Below are 16103 nucleotides of genomic sequence, written 5' to 3'. Positions count from 1 at the left end.
CAGGATGATTCCCAGGTTTTTACTCGTAGCCGCCACCTTGCTGCTGCTGACGGCGTGTGCCAAAGACGCCGCCAAACCCGAAACAGCCGCTGAGGCCGAAGCAGAGACGGCCGCCGTCGAGCTGCACTTTCATGCGATCAGCGGGCTCAACCCCGGCGCCAACGGCCAGGCCGCGCCGGTGCGGGTGCGCATCTTCGAGCTGAAAAACGCCGCCACCTTTGCCCGGTCCGATTACTTCGCCCTGGCCGACCGTGCCCAATCGACCCTTGGTCTGGACCTGCTGGACCAGGACGAAGTGATGGTGCAGCCCGGCGAGCAACTGAGCCTCCAGCGCGACCTCGACCCGTCCACACGCCAGATCGGCTTGCTGGTGGGCTATCGCGAGCTGGACCGCGCGCAATGGCGCACGGTGATCAACGTGTCCGCGCGCCAATACACCGAATACCAGATCAGCCTCGATGTGCGTGCCGTGCGCGCCGACGTCGTGGTCACCCCATCCAGCCCTGCCCAATAAGAAGCAATCGGAGCCCCCATGTCCTGGAACAATCGCGTGGTCTGGTCGGAAGGCATGTTCATCGGAACGCAGCACTTCCAGCAGCATGACCGTTACCTGGAAAACCTGATCGACGCCCGCAGCCGCCCGTTGTCTGCCGGGGCCTGGGGCTTTTCCGAGCTGCTGATCGACCAGGGCCTGTTGGCCCAGGGCAAGCTGGCGATTGTCTCGGCGCGTGGCCTGTTGCCCGACGGCACACCGTTCAACATTCCCCAGGACGACCTGGCGCCGAGCCCGCTGAACATCGATGACAACCTGCGCGACGGCCTGGTGTACTTGGCGCTGCCGCTCAAGCGTGCCGGCGCCCGCGATACCGTGGAGGAGGGCGAGGCCCTGGAAGCGGCGCGTTATGTGAGCCAGGTTCGCGAGGTGCGTGACGACAACGCACCCTTTGAAAACCGCGCCCCGGTGGCCCTGGGCGCCCGCGCCCTGCGCCTGCTCACCGCCCAGGATGGCATCAGCGATTACGCCGCTATTGGCCTGGTGCGCATCAAGGAAAAACGCGCCGACCGCGCGCTGGTACTCGACGACACTTACATCCCGCCGGTCCTGGACGTCGCTGCGAGCAAGCCGCTGACCGCATTCCGCAGCGAACTGCTCGGCCTGCTGCATCAGCGCGGAGAAGCCCTGGCGGGGCGCGTGGTCGCTTCGGGCGCCGGTGGCGCGTCGGAGATTGCCGATTTCATGCTGCTGCAACTGGTCAACCGCGCCCAACCGCTGATCCAGCATTTGAGCCAGTTGAGTCCACTGCACCCGGAGCGCTTCTTCAGTGAATTGGTCAGCCTGGCCGGCGAGTTCTCCACCTTCTCGACCTCAGGCCGCCGTCCCCAGGAATACCCGCAGTACCAGCACGACGACCTGGCGCTGAGCTTTGCCCCGGTGATGGCCGCCCTGCGTGAAGCGCTGTCGATGCTGATCGACAGCAAGGCCACGCCAATCCCGATTGTCGAGAAAGCCTACGGCGTCCACGTGGCGATGCTGGCCGACAAGACCCTGCTCGACAACGCCAGCTTCATCCTGGTGGTGCGTGCCGATGTTCCCGGCGAAACCCTGCGCGCGCGCTTCGGCCAGCAGAGCAAAGTCGGTTCGGTGGAACACATCCGCGACCTGGTCAACCTGCAACTGCCGGGCATCACCCTGTTGCCTCTGCCCGTGGCGCCGCGCCAATTGCCGTACCACGCAGGTTCCACCTACTACGAGCTGGATCGCGGCAGCGAGGCCTGGCAACAGCTGGGCAACTCCGGTGGTTTTGCCTTCCACATCGCCGGGCAGTTCCCGGGTTTGAACCTGGCCTTCTGGGCGATCCGAGGATAATCCGCGATGCATCCCAATGATGATGACCGCACCCAGTTCATGCCGCGTCCGGGGGGCCGGGCGCCGGAACCTGCGCGTGCCGAACCTTCGCCGCTGGCCATGCCAGCCGCGCCGATGCTCACCGGCAAGAGCCAGGGCCTCAACCCGCTGGAAAGCGCCGCTGGCCCGTTGTTGGCCCTGCTGACGCGCCTGCGCAATACCATCGCCCACCCGGCGCCGGCCAGCCTGCGTGCGCAATTGCTGGCCTACCTGCGTCAGTTCGAAGAGCGCGCCGAAGCGGCCGGCATTGCACGCAACGAAGTGCTGCTGGCCCGTTACGCGCTGTGCACTGCGCTGGATGAAGCGGTGTTGAGCACGCCTTGGGGCAGCACCAGTGACTGGGGCAAACAGAGCCTGTTGATCACCGTGCACAACGAAGCCTGGGGCGGCGAAAAAGTCTTTCAGTTACTCGATCATTGCCTGCAGAGCCCACGGGAACGCTTGTACCTGCTGGAACTGTTGTACCTGTGCATGTGCCTGGGTTTCGAAGGCCGCTATCGCGTGATGAATGACGGTCGCAGCCAGTTGGAAACCCTGCGCGAGCGCACGGCCGCCGCCATTCGCAGCGCCCGTGGCGAACACGAACGTGAACTGTCGCCACACTGGCGCGGCGTGACCGTGGCGCGGGATCGCCTCGCGCAATTCATGCCGCCGTGGATCGCCGTGGCCATCGGCCTGGCGTTGCTGCTGGCGCTGCTGTTTGGTTTGCGCATGAAGCTGGCGTCGGATGCCGAGCCGGTGTTCAAGAACATTCACGCGTTGGGCGAAATTCCGGTGCAGGCCATCGACCGCCCGGTGGCACAACCCAAAGTCATCGAGCGTCCACGCCTGGCCGGTTTCCTGGTGGAAGACATCAAGGCCGGGCGCGTTGCCGTGGAAGATGCGGTCGACCGTTCGGTGGTGACCATCCGTGGCGACGAGCTGTTTGCGTCCGCCAGCTCCAGCATCGTCGATGACTACCAACCGCTGATGCTGCGCATCGCCGACGCCATCCGCAAAGTCAAAGGCCAGGTTCGCGTGACCGGGCACAGTGACAACCGCCCGATTGCCACGTTGCGTTTCCCGTCCAACTGGGCGCTGTCCGAGGCGCGGGCCAAGTCGGTGCTGGACATCCTCGCGGCCAAGACCGGCCAGGCGGAGCGCTTCGGCGCAGAAGGGCGCAGCGACACCGAGCCGGTGGCGACCAACGCCACCGCAGAAGGCCGCGCCCGCAATCGTCGGGTTGAAATCACCGTATTGGCGGAGGGCGTCGAGTGAAGGCGTTTTTCAGTTTCATGATTCGCTGGGTGATCCCCGTGCTAGGCCTGATCGCCCTGAGCCTGATCATCTGGTTTGTCGGGCCGTTGCTCGACGTGCTGGTGCCGGAAGGTCGCCGCTGGGCGCTGATTATCCTGGTGTTCGCGGTGTGGATCGCCTACCGCGTGTTCCGCATCATCCAGGCGCGGCGTCAGGCCGCCGAGGTGATGCGCAGCCTGGCCGCCGAAACCCCGGCAGACCCGAACAGCGTCGCCACCGCCGAAGAACTCACCACCCTGCGCCAGCGCATGGACGAGGCCCTGGCGCTGTTGAAAAAAGCCAAGCTGGGTGGCGATGAACGCCGCAACCTCTACGAGCTGCCGTGGTACGTGATCATCGGCCCGCCGGGCTCGGGCAAGACCACGGCACTGGTCAACTCCGGCCTGCATTTCCCGCTGGCCGCGCAGTTGGGCGCCGGTGCCGTGCGGGGTGTTGGCGGTACGCGCAACTGCGATTGGTGGTTTACCGATCAAGCCGTGTTGCTCGACACCGCCGGCCGCTACACCACCCAGGACAGCAACTCCACGGTGGATAAAGCCGCCTGGCTGGGCTTCCTCGACCTGCTGAAAAAGCAGCGCTCGCGCCGCCCTATCGACGGTGCCTTCATCGCCATCAGCCTGTCGGACCTGTTGCTCGGCAGCGACGCCGAGCGCGCCGCCCACGCCGCCGCCATCCGCTTGCGTATCCAGGAGCTGTACACCCAACTGGGCGTGCGTTTTCCCATCTACCTGATGCTGACCAAGCTCGATTTGGTGCCGGGCTTCATGGAGTTCTTCGACAACCTGAGCAAGGAAGAACGCGCCCAGGTGTGGGGCATGACCTTTGCCTTGGACGACGGCAAAAACAGTGACAGCCCGTTGGCGCACCTGCAAAGCGAATTCGCCGGGCTGGAACAGCGCCTCAACGAACGTCTGGTCGAACGCCTGCAACAGGAGCGCGACCCGGCGCGGCGCGACCTGATCTACGGCTTCCCGCAGCAGTTCGGCGCATTGAAGGATTGCCTGCAAAGCTTCCTCGAAGGTGTGTTCAAGCCCAATGCCTTTGAAGAACGCGTGCTGCTGCGCGGTGTGTATTTCACCAGCGGCACCCAGGAAGGCAGCCCGATCGACCGCCTGATCGGCGCAATGGCCCAGAGCATGAACCTGGACCGCCAGCACCTGGCGCGCCAGAGCGGCACAGGGCGCAGTTACTTCATCGAAAAACTCTTCACCGCCGTGGCGTTTGCCGAGCGTGGACTGGTCGGGGTGAACCCCAAGGTCGAGCGCCGACGCAAGTGGATTGCACGCGGCGTGCTGGCCGCCACCGTGGCGACTGTCGTGGTGGTCAGCGGTTTGTGGTGGGTGAGTTACCGCGCCAACCAGGCGTATATCGCCCAGGTCGATCAGAAGGTCGCGCCGCTGGGCCAGACCGTGCAGAACCTGAGCCCGGCGCAGCGTGACATCCTCGCGGTATTGCCATTGCTCAACGCGGTGAAGAACCTGGCCGGCGACTCGCCGAGCTGGTCCGAAGGCCTGGGGTTGTACCAGGGCGACATGCTTGAAGCCGAGTCCGCCAGCGTCTACCGCAAGCTGTTGATCGCCGTGTTCGCGCCACGCCTGGTGACGCGCATCGAAGAGCAACTGCACGGCGGCGGCAATTCCGACTTCCTCTACGAAGGCCTAAAAGCCTACCTGATGCTCGCCGATGCCGAGCATTACGACCCGGACTTCATCAAGGCCTGGATCGCTCTCGACTGGGACCGCAACCTGCCCCGCGACCTGCCGGCCGATCAGCGCCAGGCATTGGCCGGGCACTTGCAGTCGTTGTTCGAACGTCATCCGCCCAATGCGCGCCTGGATCCGCGACTGATCGATGACCTGCGTCGTCAGCTGCAACAGCTGCCGGTGGCCCAGCGCGTGTATGACCGGGTCAAGCGCCAGAAACTGCCTGAAGGCATCCCGGACTTCCGCCTCAACGAAGCCGCCGGCCGTGATGCGGCGCTGGTGTTCAGCCGCAAAAGTGGCAAGCCGCTGGGCGAGCCGTTGAGTGGGTTCTTCACCGCCAAGGGTTATCGCCAAGCGTTTTTGCTGAGCAGCCTGAACCAGACCGGCACCCTGGCCGAAGAGCAATGGGTGCTGGGCCATGAACAGGCCGACCAGCAGAATGTGGTGAGCCTGGCCGCCGACGTACGCCGCCTGTATTTCCAGGATTACCAGCGTCAGTGGGACGCCTTGCTGGCGGACATCGACTTTGTGCCGATCACCAGCGTGGCCCAGGCGGCCGACGTGTTGCGGGTGATATCCGGCCCGACTTCTCCGCTGAAAAAACTGCTGGTGGCGGTCGCCAAGGAAACCGATCTGCAAGCCGAAGAGCGCCAATTGGCCGCCAAAGGCGTGCCGGTGGAAGGCGGCGTCGACAAGCTCAAGGAGCGCCTGGGCAGCCTGCTTGGCCAGGAGCAACCGAGCGCCAATGCACCGGCGGCGGCGGATGATCCGGTGACCGCGCACTTTGCCGAACTCAACAGCATCGTCAGCAAGCATGAAGGCGAGCCAGCGGCCATCGACGGCCTGCTCACCGACATGAACGCGCTGTATGTGCAGGTCAGCGCCATGGTCGGCGCCAGCGGTGATGCCTTGCTCGGCGAGGCGAAGAACCAGGCGGCGGCCGCGGCCACGCGTGTCAGCCTGAATGCCGAGCGCCAGCCGCCGTTGGTGCAGGGCATGGTCAAGTCGGTGGTCAACTCCACTACCAACAGCATGATGGGCGGGGTACGCAATCAACTGAACGCGGCCTGGGTCAGCGAAGTGGTCAACGTGTATCGCCAGTCCCTGGCCGGTCGCTACCCGATGTCGCCGGGCAGTGCGCGAGACGCGACGCTGGATGATTTCGGCATGTTCTTCGGCGTCGGCGGAGTGATGGACAACTACTTCCGCAAATACCTGCAGCCTTACGTAGACACCTCCGCGCAGACCTGGCGTTGGCAGCCGGGCGCGGCGCAGAAGCTCGGCATTGCTCCGGGCGTGCTGCAAACCTTCCAGCGCGCAGCGACGATCCGCGATGCGTTCTTCCGCTCGGGTGGCACCCAGCCCATCGTGCGTTTCGAACTCAAACCGGTGTCGATGGACCCGACCATCACTCAGTTTCTGCTTGACCTGGACGGCCAGCAATTGAGCTACGACCACGGCCCCAGCCGCCCAGTGGCGATGCAATGGCCAAACCCCGGCAGCATTGGCGTGGTGCGTATCTCCATCATGCCGCCCTCGGCCAGTGGCCGTTCCGGCGTGACTTTGGACGGGCCGTGGGCCTGGTTCCGCCTGCTGGAGCAATCGGACCTTACGGCTGGTAATTCCCCGGACCGCTTCAACCTGCGCCTGCGTGTCGACGGTGCGAGCATTGCCTACGAACTGCGCGCCAACAGCGCCTTCAACCCGTTCAAGAGCCGCGTGCTCAGTGGCTTCAGCCTGCCGGAGCGGCTATGACGACCTTGGGTTTCTACGGCAAGTTGGCCAGCCGTGGCGACTTCGTCAGCCGCGCGTTGCCCCAGAGTTTCATCGGTCCGTGGGACAGCTGGTTGGCGGCGGGTCTGCTTGCCAGTCAGAACAGCCTCGGCGGCGATTGGCTCAACACCTACCTGGTCAGCCCGTTGTGGCGCTTTGTGCTGGCGCCGGGCGTGTGCGGGCCGGACGCGGCGGCGGGAGTGGTGATGCCGAGCATCGACCGGGTCGGGCGTTACTTCCCGCTGGCGGTGGTGACCTTGCTCGATCACGACACCAATCCTGCGTCCCTGGTGGGCGGGCCGGACACCTGGTTCGAGCAGGCCGAAGCGTTGCTGCTCAGCACCCTGGATGCCGGTGCCACCTTCGAAAATTTCAATGACGGCCTCGACAGCCTGGGCTTTCCGGCGGGCGAGCCGCGCGCGGTGGGTGGCCGTTTCGCCGGCCTGCAACGGGTGGCCGCCACCGTGCCTCACGGGCGCATCAACGCACTGGCCGAACAGGCCTGCGAAGGCGCGAGCCTATGGTGGGGCCGTGGCTCGCAGACGATTTCCCCTGGTTTGTTGCGGTGTCAGGGCCTACCTGCCGCCGGCGATTTTGCGCAGTTTTTGCTCGGACAAGAAGGTGTGGTGTAGATGGGGTCGACGTACAAATCCGCGAGCAAAAGCCACGTGGGCATGGTTCGCCAGGTCAACGAAGACGCCTGCCTTGACCTGCCGGAAAACCGCCTGTGGGTGGTGGCCGACGGCATGGGCGGGCATGCGGCGGGGGACTATGTGAGCAGCCTGATCGTCGACAGCCTGCGCAGCGTGCCAGTGGGGCGCTCGCTGGATGAGTACACGGCGGCGCTGCGCAACGACCTGCTGCGCATCAACGCCGCCGTGCGCGAAGAAACCGCCCACCGTGGCGTGACCATGATGGGCAGTACCGTGGTGCTGTTGGCCGCCCGTGGCCTGCGCGGCGTTTGCCTGTGGGCTGGCGACAGCCGCTTGTACCGCCTGCGCGACGGCGTGCTTGAAGGCATCTCCCGCGACCACAGCTACGTGCAAGACCTGCAAGACAGCGGTCTGCTCAGCGAAGCCGACGCCCGCACCCATCCACGCGCCAATATCGTCACCCGTGCGATTGGCGTGGAAGCGCACCTGGAACTGGCGGTGGTCGATCTGCTGATCGCCCCCGGTGACAGCTATCTGCTGTGCAGCGATGGCCTGAACAAGACCGTCGAAGACCATGAGATCCGCGAAGTCCTCGGCCACGACACGCCGGATGAAATCGTGCGCAGCCTGGTGCACCTGGGGCTCAACCGGGGTGCGCCGGACAACATCACCGCCATCGTCGTGAAGGTATCGGCATGAACATCGTCATTCCCGGTTATGACATCGAAGGCGAGATCGGCGAAGGCGCCATGGCCAGCGTGTACCTGGCGACCCAGCGCTCCCTGGAGCGCAAGGTGGCGTTGAAGGTGATGGCGGCGGCATTGGCGGCTGACCCGAGCTTCTGCGAACGCTTCCTGCGCGAGGGCAAGACCCTGGCGCGCTTGTCGCACCCGCACACGGTGACCATCCATGACATCGGCAATGTCGGTGAGCTGTATTACATGGCCATGGAATACCTGCCCAACGGCACGCTCAAGGAGCGCATCGCCGCCGGCATGACGCCTGAGCAGGGCGTGACGCTGATCCGCCAGATCGCCTCTGCGCTGGGCTATGCCCATGCCCAGGGCCTGGTGCACCGCGATGTGAAACCGGCGAACATTCTGTTCCGCGCCGACGGCACGGCGGTGCTGTCGGACTTCGGTATCGCCAAGTCCCTGGATGACCGCACCCAGTTCACCCAGGCCGGGTTTGCCGTAGGCACACCGAGCTACATGAGCCCGGAGCAGGCGCGGGGTCAGGAGATTGATGGTCGCGCCGACCTGTATGCGCTGGGCGTGGTGCTGTACGAGATTCTCGTTGGCAAGCTGCCTTATACCGGCACCGATGCGCTCTCCACGGCGCTCGCACACCTGACTGAACCGCTGCCCGAATTGCCGGTGCACCACGGTCGTTATCAGGAGGTGCTGCGCAAGCTGTTGGCCAAGGATCCGGCGGAGCGTTTCGCGGATGCGGCGGCGTTGTTGCGGGCGTTGGATAACCTGCCGTCGGAATCGCCAGAGGCTACGTTGGTGCGGCCGTTGCCGATCCCGATGAATTTTGATCTGGCGGGTATCACTCCGGAATCCATCGAGATCCCCACCGAGAAACCCCAGCCGGTGCGCCAACCGGTGGTGCCGCCGACCCAGCACAGCGAGCAGCGCCGTGGGCCGGTGTTGGCACTCGCCGCGGTTGCGGTGGCGGTTGCGTTGGCGATTGGTGGTGCCAGTTATTGGTGGTTGAGCGGCAGCGATGAACCTGTGGTCAAACCCCCGGCTGCGGTGGTTGTGCCGCCAGTGGCGCCGCCTGTGGCAGAAGTGGATGGCGGCCAGCGTCCGTTGCTGATGGCAGGCAAGAAAACCCTGTTCCAGCGCGTCCTCAGCAAACCCGGCGCCAAGCTTTCAACCGACGCCGGCAATGCGCCGGGCAAGGCCTTGCCGGCGTTTTCCGTGCTCTACGTCTACCAGCGCAAAGACGTTGACGGCAGCCCCTGGGTGCGCGTCGGCGCCGCCACCGATGGCCGCAGTGATGGTTGGTTGCCTGCGTCCCAGGTCAGCGACTGGAAGCAGAGCCTGGTCTTGAAGTTCACCGAGCGTTCGGGTCGGGCGCCGGTGATGTTCCTGCGCCAATCCGCTGAAGTGGAAAAACTGCTGGCTGACCCGACCGCCGCCAAAGGCGTACTGGCCAAGGCGCAGAAAAACAGTGAAGACAACAGCCAGATCCTGGCCCTGGAACCAACCGCCAGTGCGGTGCCGCAGAATCAGTTCTACCTGCTGCCGATCTTCGATTCCAAAGAGACCTTCGACGAAAACGGCCAGCCGGTGCAGTTGCTCAATGTGGCCTCCATCGACCCCGGCAGCAGCGCGGCCGCCAAGCCCTCGACGCCGGTGATCAAGGCCAATGCCGACGCCTTCCGCACGGCGGTTGTGCTGGTGGTCGATACCACCGTTTCCATGCAGCCCTATATCGACCAGATCCGCGACGTGGTGCACGAACTGCAAACCCGCATCGGCGAGCGTGGCGAGTTGGACAGCGTGAGCTTCGGCATGGTGGGCTTTCGCAGCAGCATCAAGAAAACCCCTGGCCTGGAATACGTCGCCAAGACCCTGATCACCCTCGACCAAGGCCGCGACCCGCAACGTTTCCTCGACATGGCGCGGCAGGTCAAGGCGTCCACCGTGTCCAGCCATTCGTTCAACGAAGACGCGTTCGCCGGGGTGATGCAGGCGGTGGACGGCATGGATTGGTCGGGCTATGGCGGGCGCATCATCCTGCTGGTCACCGATGCCGGCGCGCTGCGCAAGAGCGATCCGTTCGCCGCCACCCAGATGAACGAAGCCGAGGTGCGCCAGGCTGCGCTGGGCAAGCAGATCAAGATCTACGCCCTGCACCTGCGCACCGACGCCGGCAAGAAAACCCATGCCGGCGCCGAGAGCCAGTACCGCATCCTCACCGCCGACGCCAACCCCCAGATCGGTGACCTCTACACGGCGGTGCCCGGTGGCGATGTGCGCAAACTCGGAGAGCGTGTGGATGAGATCGGTACGGTGTTCGCCAACCTCGTGCATCAGGTGCGCAGCAACACGCCGCAGCCGGTGCCGTTGCTGAACAGCGCGCCGAGCCTGGCGGATAAGTCCGCTGCCGTCGGTTATGCCATGCACATGGATTTCCTCGGGCGTAAAACCGCGAGCCAGGCGCCACAACTGGTCAGCGCCTGGACCGCCGACCGTGACCTGACCAACCCGGCACTGCCGGCGTTCCAGGTGTGTGTGATGCTGACCAAGTTGCAGCTCAATGACCTGCAGCAGTCGCTGAAACTGATCGTTGATGCAGCGCGCAAGACCCAGACTTCACCCAAGGATTTCTTCCAGGAAATCGCCAGCGCCTCGGCCTACATGAGCCGTGACCCGCAAGCCCTGCGCAAGGGCGGCAACCTGGCCGACGGCGGCATCCTCGGTGAATACCTGGAAGGCCTGCCGTACCGCAGCAAGTCGTTGAACATGACCCAGGACCTATGGTTGTCGTTGAGCGTGGCCGAGCAGGAAGACTTCATCGACGAGCTGGACTCGAAGATCCGCCTCTACGAAACCTTCCACAATGACCTGGCCAACTGGGTCCGTTTCGGCGATGCCGAGCCGGGCGATGCGTTGTACCGCGTGCCGTTGTCGACCTTGCCGTAATGCTGAATTTGAACGCGGTGCACAAGAGTCGGGGCGTCGGTAGCCAGCGCTACAGCCTGGTGATTCCGGCGCTGGCGCTGCGTGCGGGTGAGCAACTGGCGATTGTCGGGCCCAGTGGTTGTGGCAAAAGCACCTTGCTGGATTTGCTGGCGCTGGTATTGGCGCCGGATCAGGTCGGGCGGTTTGAATTTCATCAGCAGGACATTGCCGGATTGTGGCGCGGTGATCAGCAATCCACGCTGGCCGCGCTGCGTAGCCAGCATCTGGGCTATGTGCTGCAAACCGGCGGCTTGCTGGGGTTTCTCGATGTGCGCGGCAATATCGCCTTATCCCGGCAGTTACTGGGCTTGAAGGACGACGGCAGCGTGGCGCGTCTGGCCGAGCAATTGGAGATCAGCGACCAGTTGGCCAAGAAACCGGCGGCGCTCTCGGTGGGTCAACGCCAGCGCGTCAGCTGTGCCCGCGCCTTGGCCCATGCGCCGCAACTGGTGCTGGCGGACGAGCCGACGGCTTCCCTCGACCCCTTGAACGCCGAGCGCGTGATGCAGGCGCTGCTGGCCCAGGCGCGCGAACATCGTGCCGCCTGTGTGATCGCCACCCATGACGAACCCCTGGCCCGCGCCAGCGGCTTACAGGTGCGGCGCATCAGTTGCCGTCGCGACACCGACGGCGGCGTCACCGCGACCCTCGGGGAGGTGTGCTGATGCGCCTTGGTCTGGTGGCGTCGCTGGCCTGGCAGGACTATCGCAACGATGCCTGGCTGTCGGCCTGTTCGGTGCTTGCGCTGGTCTCGGTCATTGCACCGTTGCTGGTGTTATTCGGCCTGAAATTTGGACTGGTTAGCAGTTTGACCGAACGTTTACAGACCGACCCCGCCACCCGTGAAATTATTCCGTTGGGCGGTGGTCGATTCAGCAGCGCCTTTATCGAGCAACTCGGCCAGCGCAGCGATGTGGCGTTTGCACTGCCGCGCACGCGACAAATTGCGGCGACCGCGCAGGTGGGCGCCTTGGCCCTGGAAATGCTGCCGACCGCTTCGGGTGATCCCTTGCTGGCGGGTCTGCCGGTGCCCAAGGGCCTGGACCAGATCGTGCTGAGCCACACCGCCGCCGAGAAGCTGGCGGCGCGGCCGGGGGATTGGCTGGAAGCCAGTTTTGCGCGGCAAGTAGCAGGGCGCTTCGAGGCCCAGCGCACGCGCTTGCAGGTGCTGGCGGTATTGCCGCTGGAAGCTTTTGCCCGTGACGGATTGTTGGCCGATTTGAAATTGCTGGAAGCCGCAGAAGATTACCGTGATGGCCGCGCAGTACCGGCCTTGGGCTGGGAAGGTGAAGCGGTCGGTGTGAGTGAACAACGCGTGTACCCGGCATTTCGCCTGTATGCGCGCAGCCTCGCTGATGTGGAACCGCTGCGGGTGTTTTTCGCCGGGCAGAACCTGCTGGTGTCGACCCAGGCGCAGACCATCGCGCAGGTGCAGTCGTTGAGCCGCAACCTGTCGATCGTGTTCTGGGTGATCTGCGGGTTGGCATTGGCGGGAGGGTTTGCAGCGATCTTCGCTGGGGCGTTGGCCGCGGTGGCGCGCAAGCGTCGGGAATTGTCGGTGTTGCGCTTGTTGGGGTTTTCCACCGGTGGGCTGTTGCTGTTTGTGGTGGTGCAGGCGCTGTACAGCGCTGGCTTCGCCGCCGTGCTCAGTGGCGCTCTGTATGGCGTGGCCGAGGCGGCGTTGAACAGGTTATTTGTGCAGGTGCCGGGTGAACACGCCAGTCACCTGTTGGCGCGTCATTATGGCCTGGCCCTGGTTGCAATCATGGGCGTCAGTGCCATGGCGGCGGCCTGTGGTGGTTGGCGAGTGGCGCGGATCCAGGCTTCTGAAGGAATCAGAGATGTATAAGTTACTGGGCGCCTGTGTGGCGCTGAGCCTGGCCTCGCTGGCCTGGGCCGATGAGGCGAGTGACAAACTCGATAACCCCAAGCCACTGGAAGGCGACGTCAGCCTGCCGCTGCCGTGCGAAGGCAACATGGTGTTCCGCTACGCCTACGTGCTGGCCCAGGGCACCCTGGATGACCGCGAGATCAGCCTCGGCTACCCCTTTGCCGAAGGCGAGGCGGGCTATCAGCAGTCATTCATTTCCGGTTACCGCCGCGACTTCATCAATGGCCAGTTCACCCTCAAGGACCTGCCCAAAGACTGGAACAAAGTCATCGCGCCGTTGATGCCGAAGACCGACGCCAAGACCCCGCTCAAGCCCATGCTCTACTTCATCGGCAAGTACGAAGTGACTGCCCGCCAGTACGCCCAGGTAATGTCCCAGGCGCAGTCCCTGGCCAGCGGTGAGCCGGCGCCGGCGTGCGACGCGCCCACCGGCATGGCCGGGCGTTTGCCCAAGGTAAAGCTGTCGCGCTTTGAGGCCGAGCGTTTCTCGGCGGTGTACAGCGCCTGGTTGATGAAATACCACCGTGAGTTGCTGCCGGTCAGCGGACGCGGTTCTTCGGCGGATGACGGTGGCCTCGGTTTTGTGCGCCTGCCCACCGAAGTGGAGTGGGAGTTCGCTGCGCGCGGCGGTCATGCCGTCAGCCGCCAGGACCTGGAAGGGCGCCTGTTCCCGCGCCGCACTGAAGGCAGCGACAGCGACGGCCCGCTCGGCGATTACGCCGTGTTCAACCAGGTCGCCGGCGGTACCGGCCAGGCCGCGCGCCTGATGCCTATCGGCACCAAATTGCCCAACCCGATTGGTCTGTTCGACGTGATCGGCAACGCCGCAGAGATGGTCCAGGAATCCTTCCAACTGGTGCACGCCGGGCGTCGCCAGGGCACCTACGGCGGCTTTGTGGTCAAGGGTGGCAACTACCTGGAAGGCGAGGGCACGCTATTCACCGGCATGCGCCGCGAGTACCCGCTGTTCGCCGCCGATGGCACCGAGCAAAGCAACGAGACCACCGGATTCCGCGTGGCGATTGGCGCATTGTCGGCGCCGCGCTCGCGCTACAAGGAGCTGTTCGCCCAGTGGCAGAAAGAAGGCCGTCTGGCCGCGCTCACCGATGCCATTGACGACGCCCAGGACCCGACCAAACGCCTGGACAGCATCATCGCCGCCAGCGCCGACCCCAAGCTGCAAGCCGAGCTGGGGCTGGTCAACGAAGAGCTCAAGCGCAACGTCTCGCTGATCGCCCAGCAACGCGAAGAGGCGGCGGGTAACCTGATCCAGTCGGCCGCGTTGGTGGCCGAAACCATCGCCAACTACAACATCCGCCTGGCCAACCTGCAGAAGAGCCGCCAACAGTCCCTGGACAACAAGGACGAGGCCAGCGCGCAGCTGTTCGACATGGCGATTGCCAATGGTCGCAGCGCCCTCGATGGCGCCGTGGCGATCTATATCGACAACCTGGCCACTGGCACGCGTTACACCGATGCGGTGATCCAGGCGCAGTTTCAACGGATCAAGGAAGAGTTGGATCGCAAGCCGGTGCTCGGCAAGAGCCTGGTGACGCGCGCAACACTGTTCGTTCGCCATGTCGGCAACTACCGCAAGCAACAGCGGGCCGATCCGGCAACGATCTTGAAGGAATTGCTCGCAGCGAGCGGTCAGCGATGAGCGCTGGCTGTATGGCGAGCTTGGAAGGGACTCAGGCGGCGGTGGGCCGTGCTGGGCAAGTCAAACTTAAACGAGAACACACCTATGCTTTTTTCCCGTAAGGCGGTTTCCAAGCGTCACTTGCTGCTGATCGCGGCCGGTTTCAGCACTGTGTTGACTGGTTGCGCCACGTCGCCGGCCTCCAAGGTCGCGTCAAGCACCAAGGTCGAGTACTACCCGAACTGCTACGAGCCGGTGCAGCACCTGCGCGCGACCGATTCGGACATGACCAAGTCGGTCGTGACCGGCGCAGCCATTGGCGCCGCTGGCGGTGCCCTGCTGGGCGCCCTGACCGGCGACTCCGACAAGCGTGGCCGTAACGCCGCCATCGGTGCTGCGGGTGGCGCATTGGCCGGCGGCGCGGCGGGTTACTACACCGAGCGTCAGAAGCAAATCAGCGATGACAACCAGCGCATTGCCTCCTACTCCACCGATTTCAACAAAAGCGCCTCCGACATCGACCGCAGCACCGCCTACGCCAAAGCGTCGCAGCAGTGCTACCAGAGCGCATTCACCAAGCTGGTGGCTGACCGCAAGGCCAAGACCGTCAACGACACCGAAGGCCGCAAGCGCCTGGCGGAAATCGTGTCCGGACTGAAGGAATCCAATGACCTGATCGTCGCGGTCAACGGCAAAGCCAGCGAAGACCTGAACAACTACACCCAGGCCTACGAAAAAGATCTGCAACAAGTGGGTGTGCAGCGTAATGACGTGGTGACCGTGGCCCAAGCGGACACCGCACCAGTTGTTGCGCCGGCCAAAGGTAAGAAACCGGTGAAAGTCGCGAAGAAGAAGGACCTGCCGGTTGTGCCGAAAGAAGCGGTGACCACCGAGAAGAGCATCCAGACCGTGCAGGCCAAGCAAGCTGAAAGCAAGCAGGTTGCCAGCGCCGGTAAGGCGCAGATCGAAGGCACCTGCCGCGATCCTAACCTGGCCGACTGGGCACCAGTGCCTTGCCCGAACGTTTAAGCAATATGCTGCTATAAGCGTCAAACGCCAGCCGATCTTCCGCTAATGCGCAAGATCGGTGGCGTTCTTTTTGCAAATCGTTAAACTGCTGCGGCCACTCAATAATTACACCGAGGCCGTGTGCATGAAATTTCGTCTTCTCCTGTGGGTGCTGGGCCTGATGATGGGCAAAGCCAGCCGCACCAATCCTGCCTTCCAGCAACAGTTGGGCGATAAAGACCTGGCGTTCCAGTTGCAGACCCTCGACGGCAAGGTTGCCCGTCACTTCATCGTCAAAGACCAGCGCATCACCAGCCGCTCGGGTGTTCACCCGTCGCCGGCGTTCGCCATCGCCTTCAAAGATGCCGCCTACGGCTTCGCCACGATGCAGGCGAAGAACAAGCAATTGGCGTTCATGACGGGGATTCAGGACAAGTCGATCCAGATCAAGGGCAACCCGGCGCTGGTGATCTGGTTCCAGGGGTTGACCAAGTATTTGGGGCGCAAGCGCCGCGCCAAGCGATGAGCCCCAAGCTGCA

General features: G+C 64.2%; 12 protein-coding genes. All 12 read left to right on the top strand.

Annotated features, from left to right (window positions below; genetic code table 11):
* Positions 1-4 precede the first annotated feature (4 nt).
* The 12 genes from tssJ to ACP7EW_RS17535 all read left to right on the top strand — a co-directional run bounded on the left by tssJ (position 5) and on the right by ACP7EW_RS17535 (position 16090).
* Entirely contained in the window at positions 5-514 is a 510-nt protein-coding gene (gene tssJ / locus ACP7EW_RS17590) for a type VI secretion system lipoprotein TssJ (protein WP_426218588.1), read from the top strand.
* 18 nt (positions 515-532) lie between these two features.
* Positions 533-1867, top strand: a complete 1335-nt coding sequence (gene tssK / locus ACP7EW_RS17585; RefSeq protein ID WP_426218586.1) for a type VI secretion system baseplate subunit TssK — start codon at positions 533-535, stop codon at positions 1865-1867.
* Positions 1868-1873: 6 nt separating this feature from the next.
* Positions 1874-3163: a DotU family type VI secretion system protein gene (locus ACP7EW_RS17580; RefSeq protein ID WP_426218583.1), complete on the top strand. Its 1290-nt coding sequence runs from the start codon at positions 1874-1876 to the stop codon at positions 3161-3163.
* Entirely contained in the window at positions 3160-6660 is a 3501-nt protein-coding gene (gene tssM / locus ACP7EW_RS17575) for a type VI secretion system membrane subunit TssM (RefSeq protein ID WP_426218581.1), read from the top strand. Before ACP7EW_RS17580 ends, tssM begins: the two co-directional genes overlap by 4 nt.
* Positions 6657-7310 (top strand): type VI secretion system-associated protein TagF, encoded by a 654-nt coding sequence (tagF, locus tag ACP7EW_RS17570; RefSeq protein ID WP_133075575.1) that lies wholly within the window; start codon positions 6657-6659, stop codon positions 7308-7310. Before tssM ends, tagF begins: the two co-directional genes overlap by 4 nt.
* Entirely contained in the window at positions 7311-8030 is a 720-nt protein-coding gene (locus tag ACP7EW_RS17565) for a PP2C family protein-serine/threonine phosphatase (RefSeq protein WP_028618488.1), read from the top strand. It begins immediately after the preceding gene.
* A complete protein-coding gene (locus ACP7EW_RS17560) occupies positions 8027-10987 on the top strand; it encodes a serine/threonine-protein kinase (RefSeq protein ID WP_426218579.1) in 2961 nt (986 codons plus the stop codon). The genes ACP7EW_RS17565 and ACP7EW_RS17560 overlap by 4 nt, the downstream gene beginning before the upstream one ends.
* Complete coding sequence (locus ACP7EW_RS17555) at positions 10987-11691, top strand: ABC transporter ATP-binding protein (RefSeq protein ID WP_426218577.1); 705 nt, start codon at positions 10987-10989, stop codon at positions 11689-11691. The genes ACP7EW_RS17560 and ACP7EW_RS17555 overlap by 1 nt, the downstream gene beginning before the upstream one ends.
* Entirely contained in the window at positions 11691-12875 is a 1185-nt protein-coding gene (locus tag ACP7EW_RS17550; RefSeq protein ID WP_426218575.1) for an ABC transporter permease, read from the top strand. Before ACP7EW_RS17555 ends, ACP7EW_RS17550 begins: the two co-directional genes overlap by 1 nt.
* A complete protein-coding gene (locus ACP7EW_RS17545; protein WP_426218573.1) occupies positions 12868-14577 on the top strand; it encodes a formylglycine-generating enzyme family protein in 1710 nt (569 codons plus the stop codon). The genes ACP7EW_RS17550 and ACP7EW_RS17545 overlap by 8 nt, the downstream gene beginning before the upstream one ends.
* 84 nt (positions 14578-14661) lie before the next feature.
* On the top strand, positions 14662-15585 hold the full coding sequence (gene tagQ / locus ACP7EW_RS17540) for a type VI secretion system-associated lipoprotein TagQ (RefSeq protein WP_038843504.1): 924 nt from the start codon (positions 14662-14664) through the stop codon (positions 15583-15585).
* 124 nt (positions 15586-15709) lie between these two features.
* On the top strand, positions 15710-16090 hold the full coding sequence (locus ACP7EW_RS17535) for a helicase (RefSeq protein ID WP_426218571.1): 381 nt from the start codon (positions 15710-15712) through the stop codon (positions 16088-16090).
* Positions 16091-16103 lie beyond the last annotated feature (13 nt).

Origin of the sequence: Pseudomonas sp. DWRC2-2, assembly GCF_049897885.1 — a bacterium.
Classification (GTDB): Bacteria; Pseudomonadota; Gammaproteobacteria; order Pseudomonadales; family Pseudomonadaceae; genus Aquipseudomonas; species Aquipseudomonas azotoformans_A.
The sequence above is the reverse complement of the archived record's forward strand: the minus strand, read 5'-3'. Positions and strand labels throughout refer to the sequence as shown.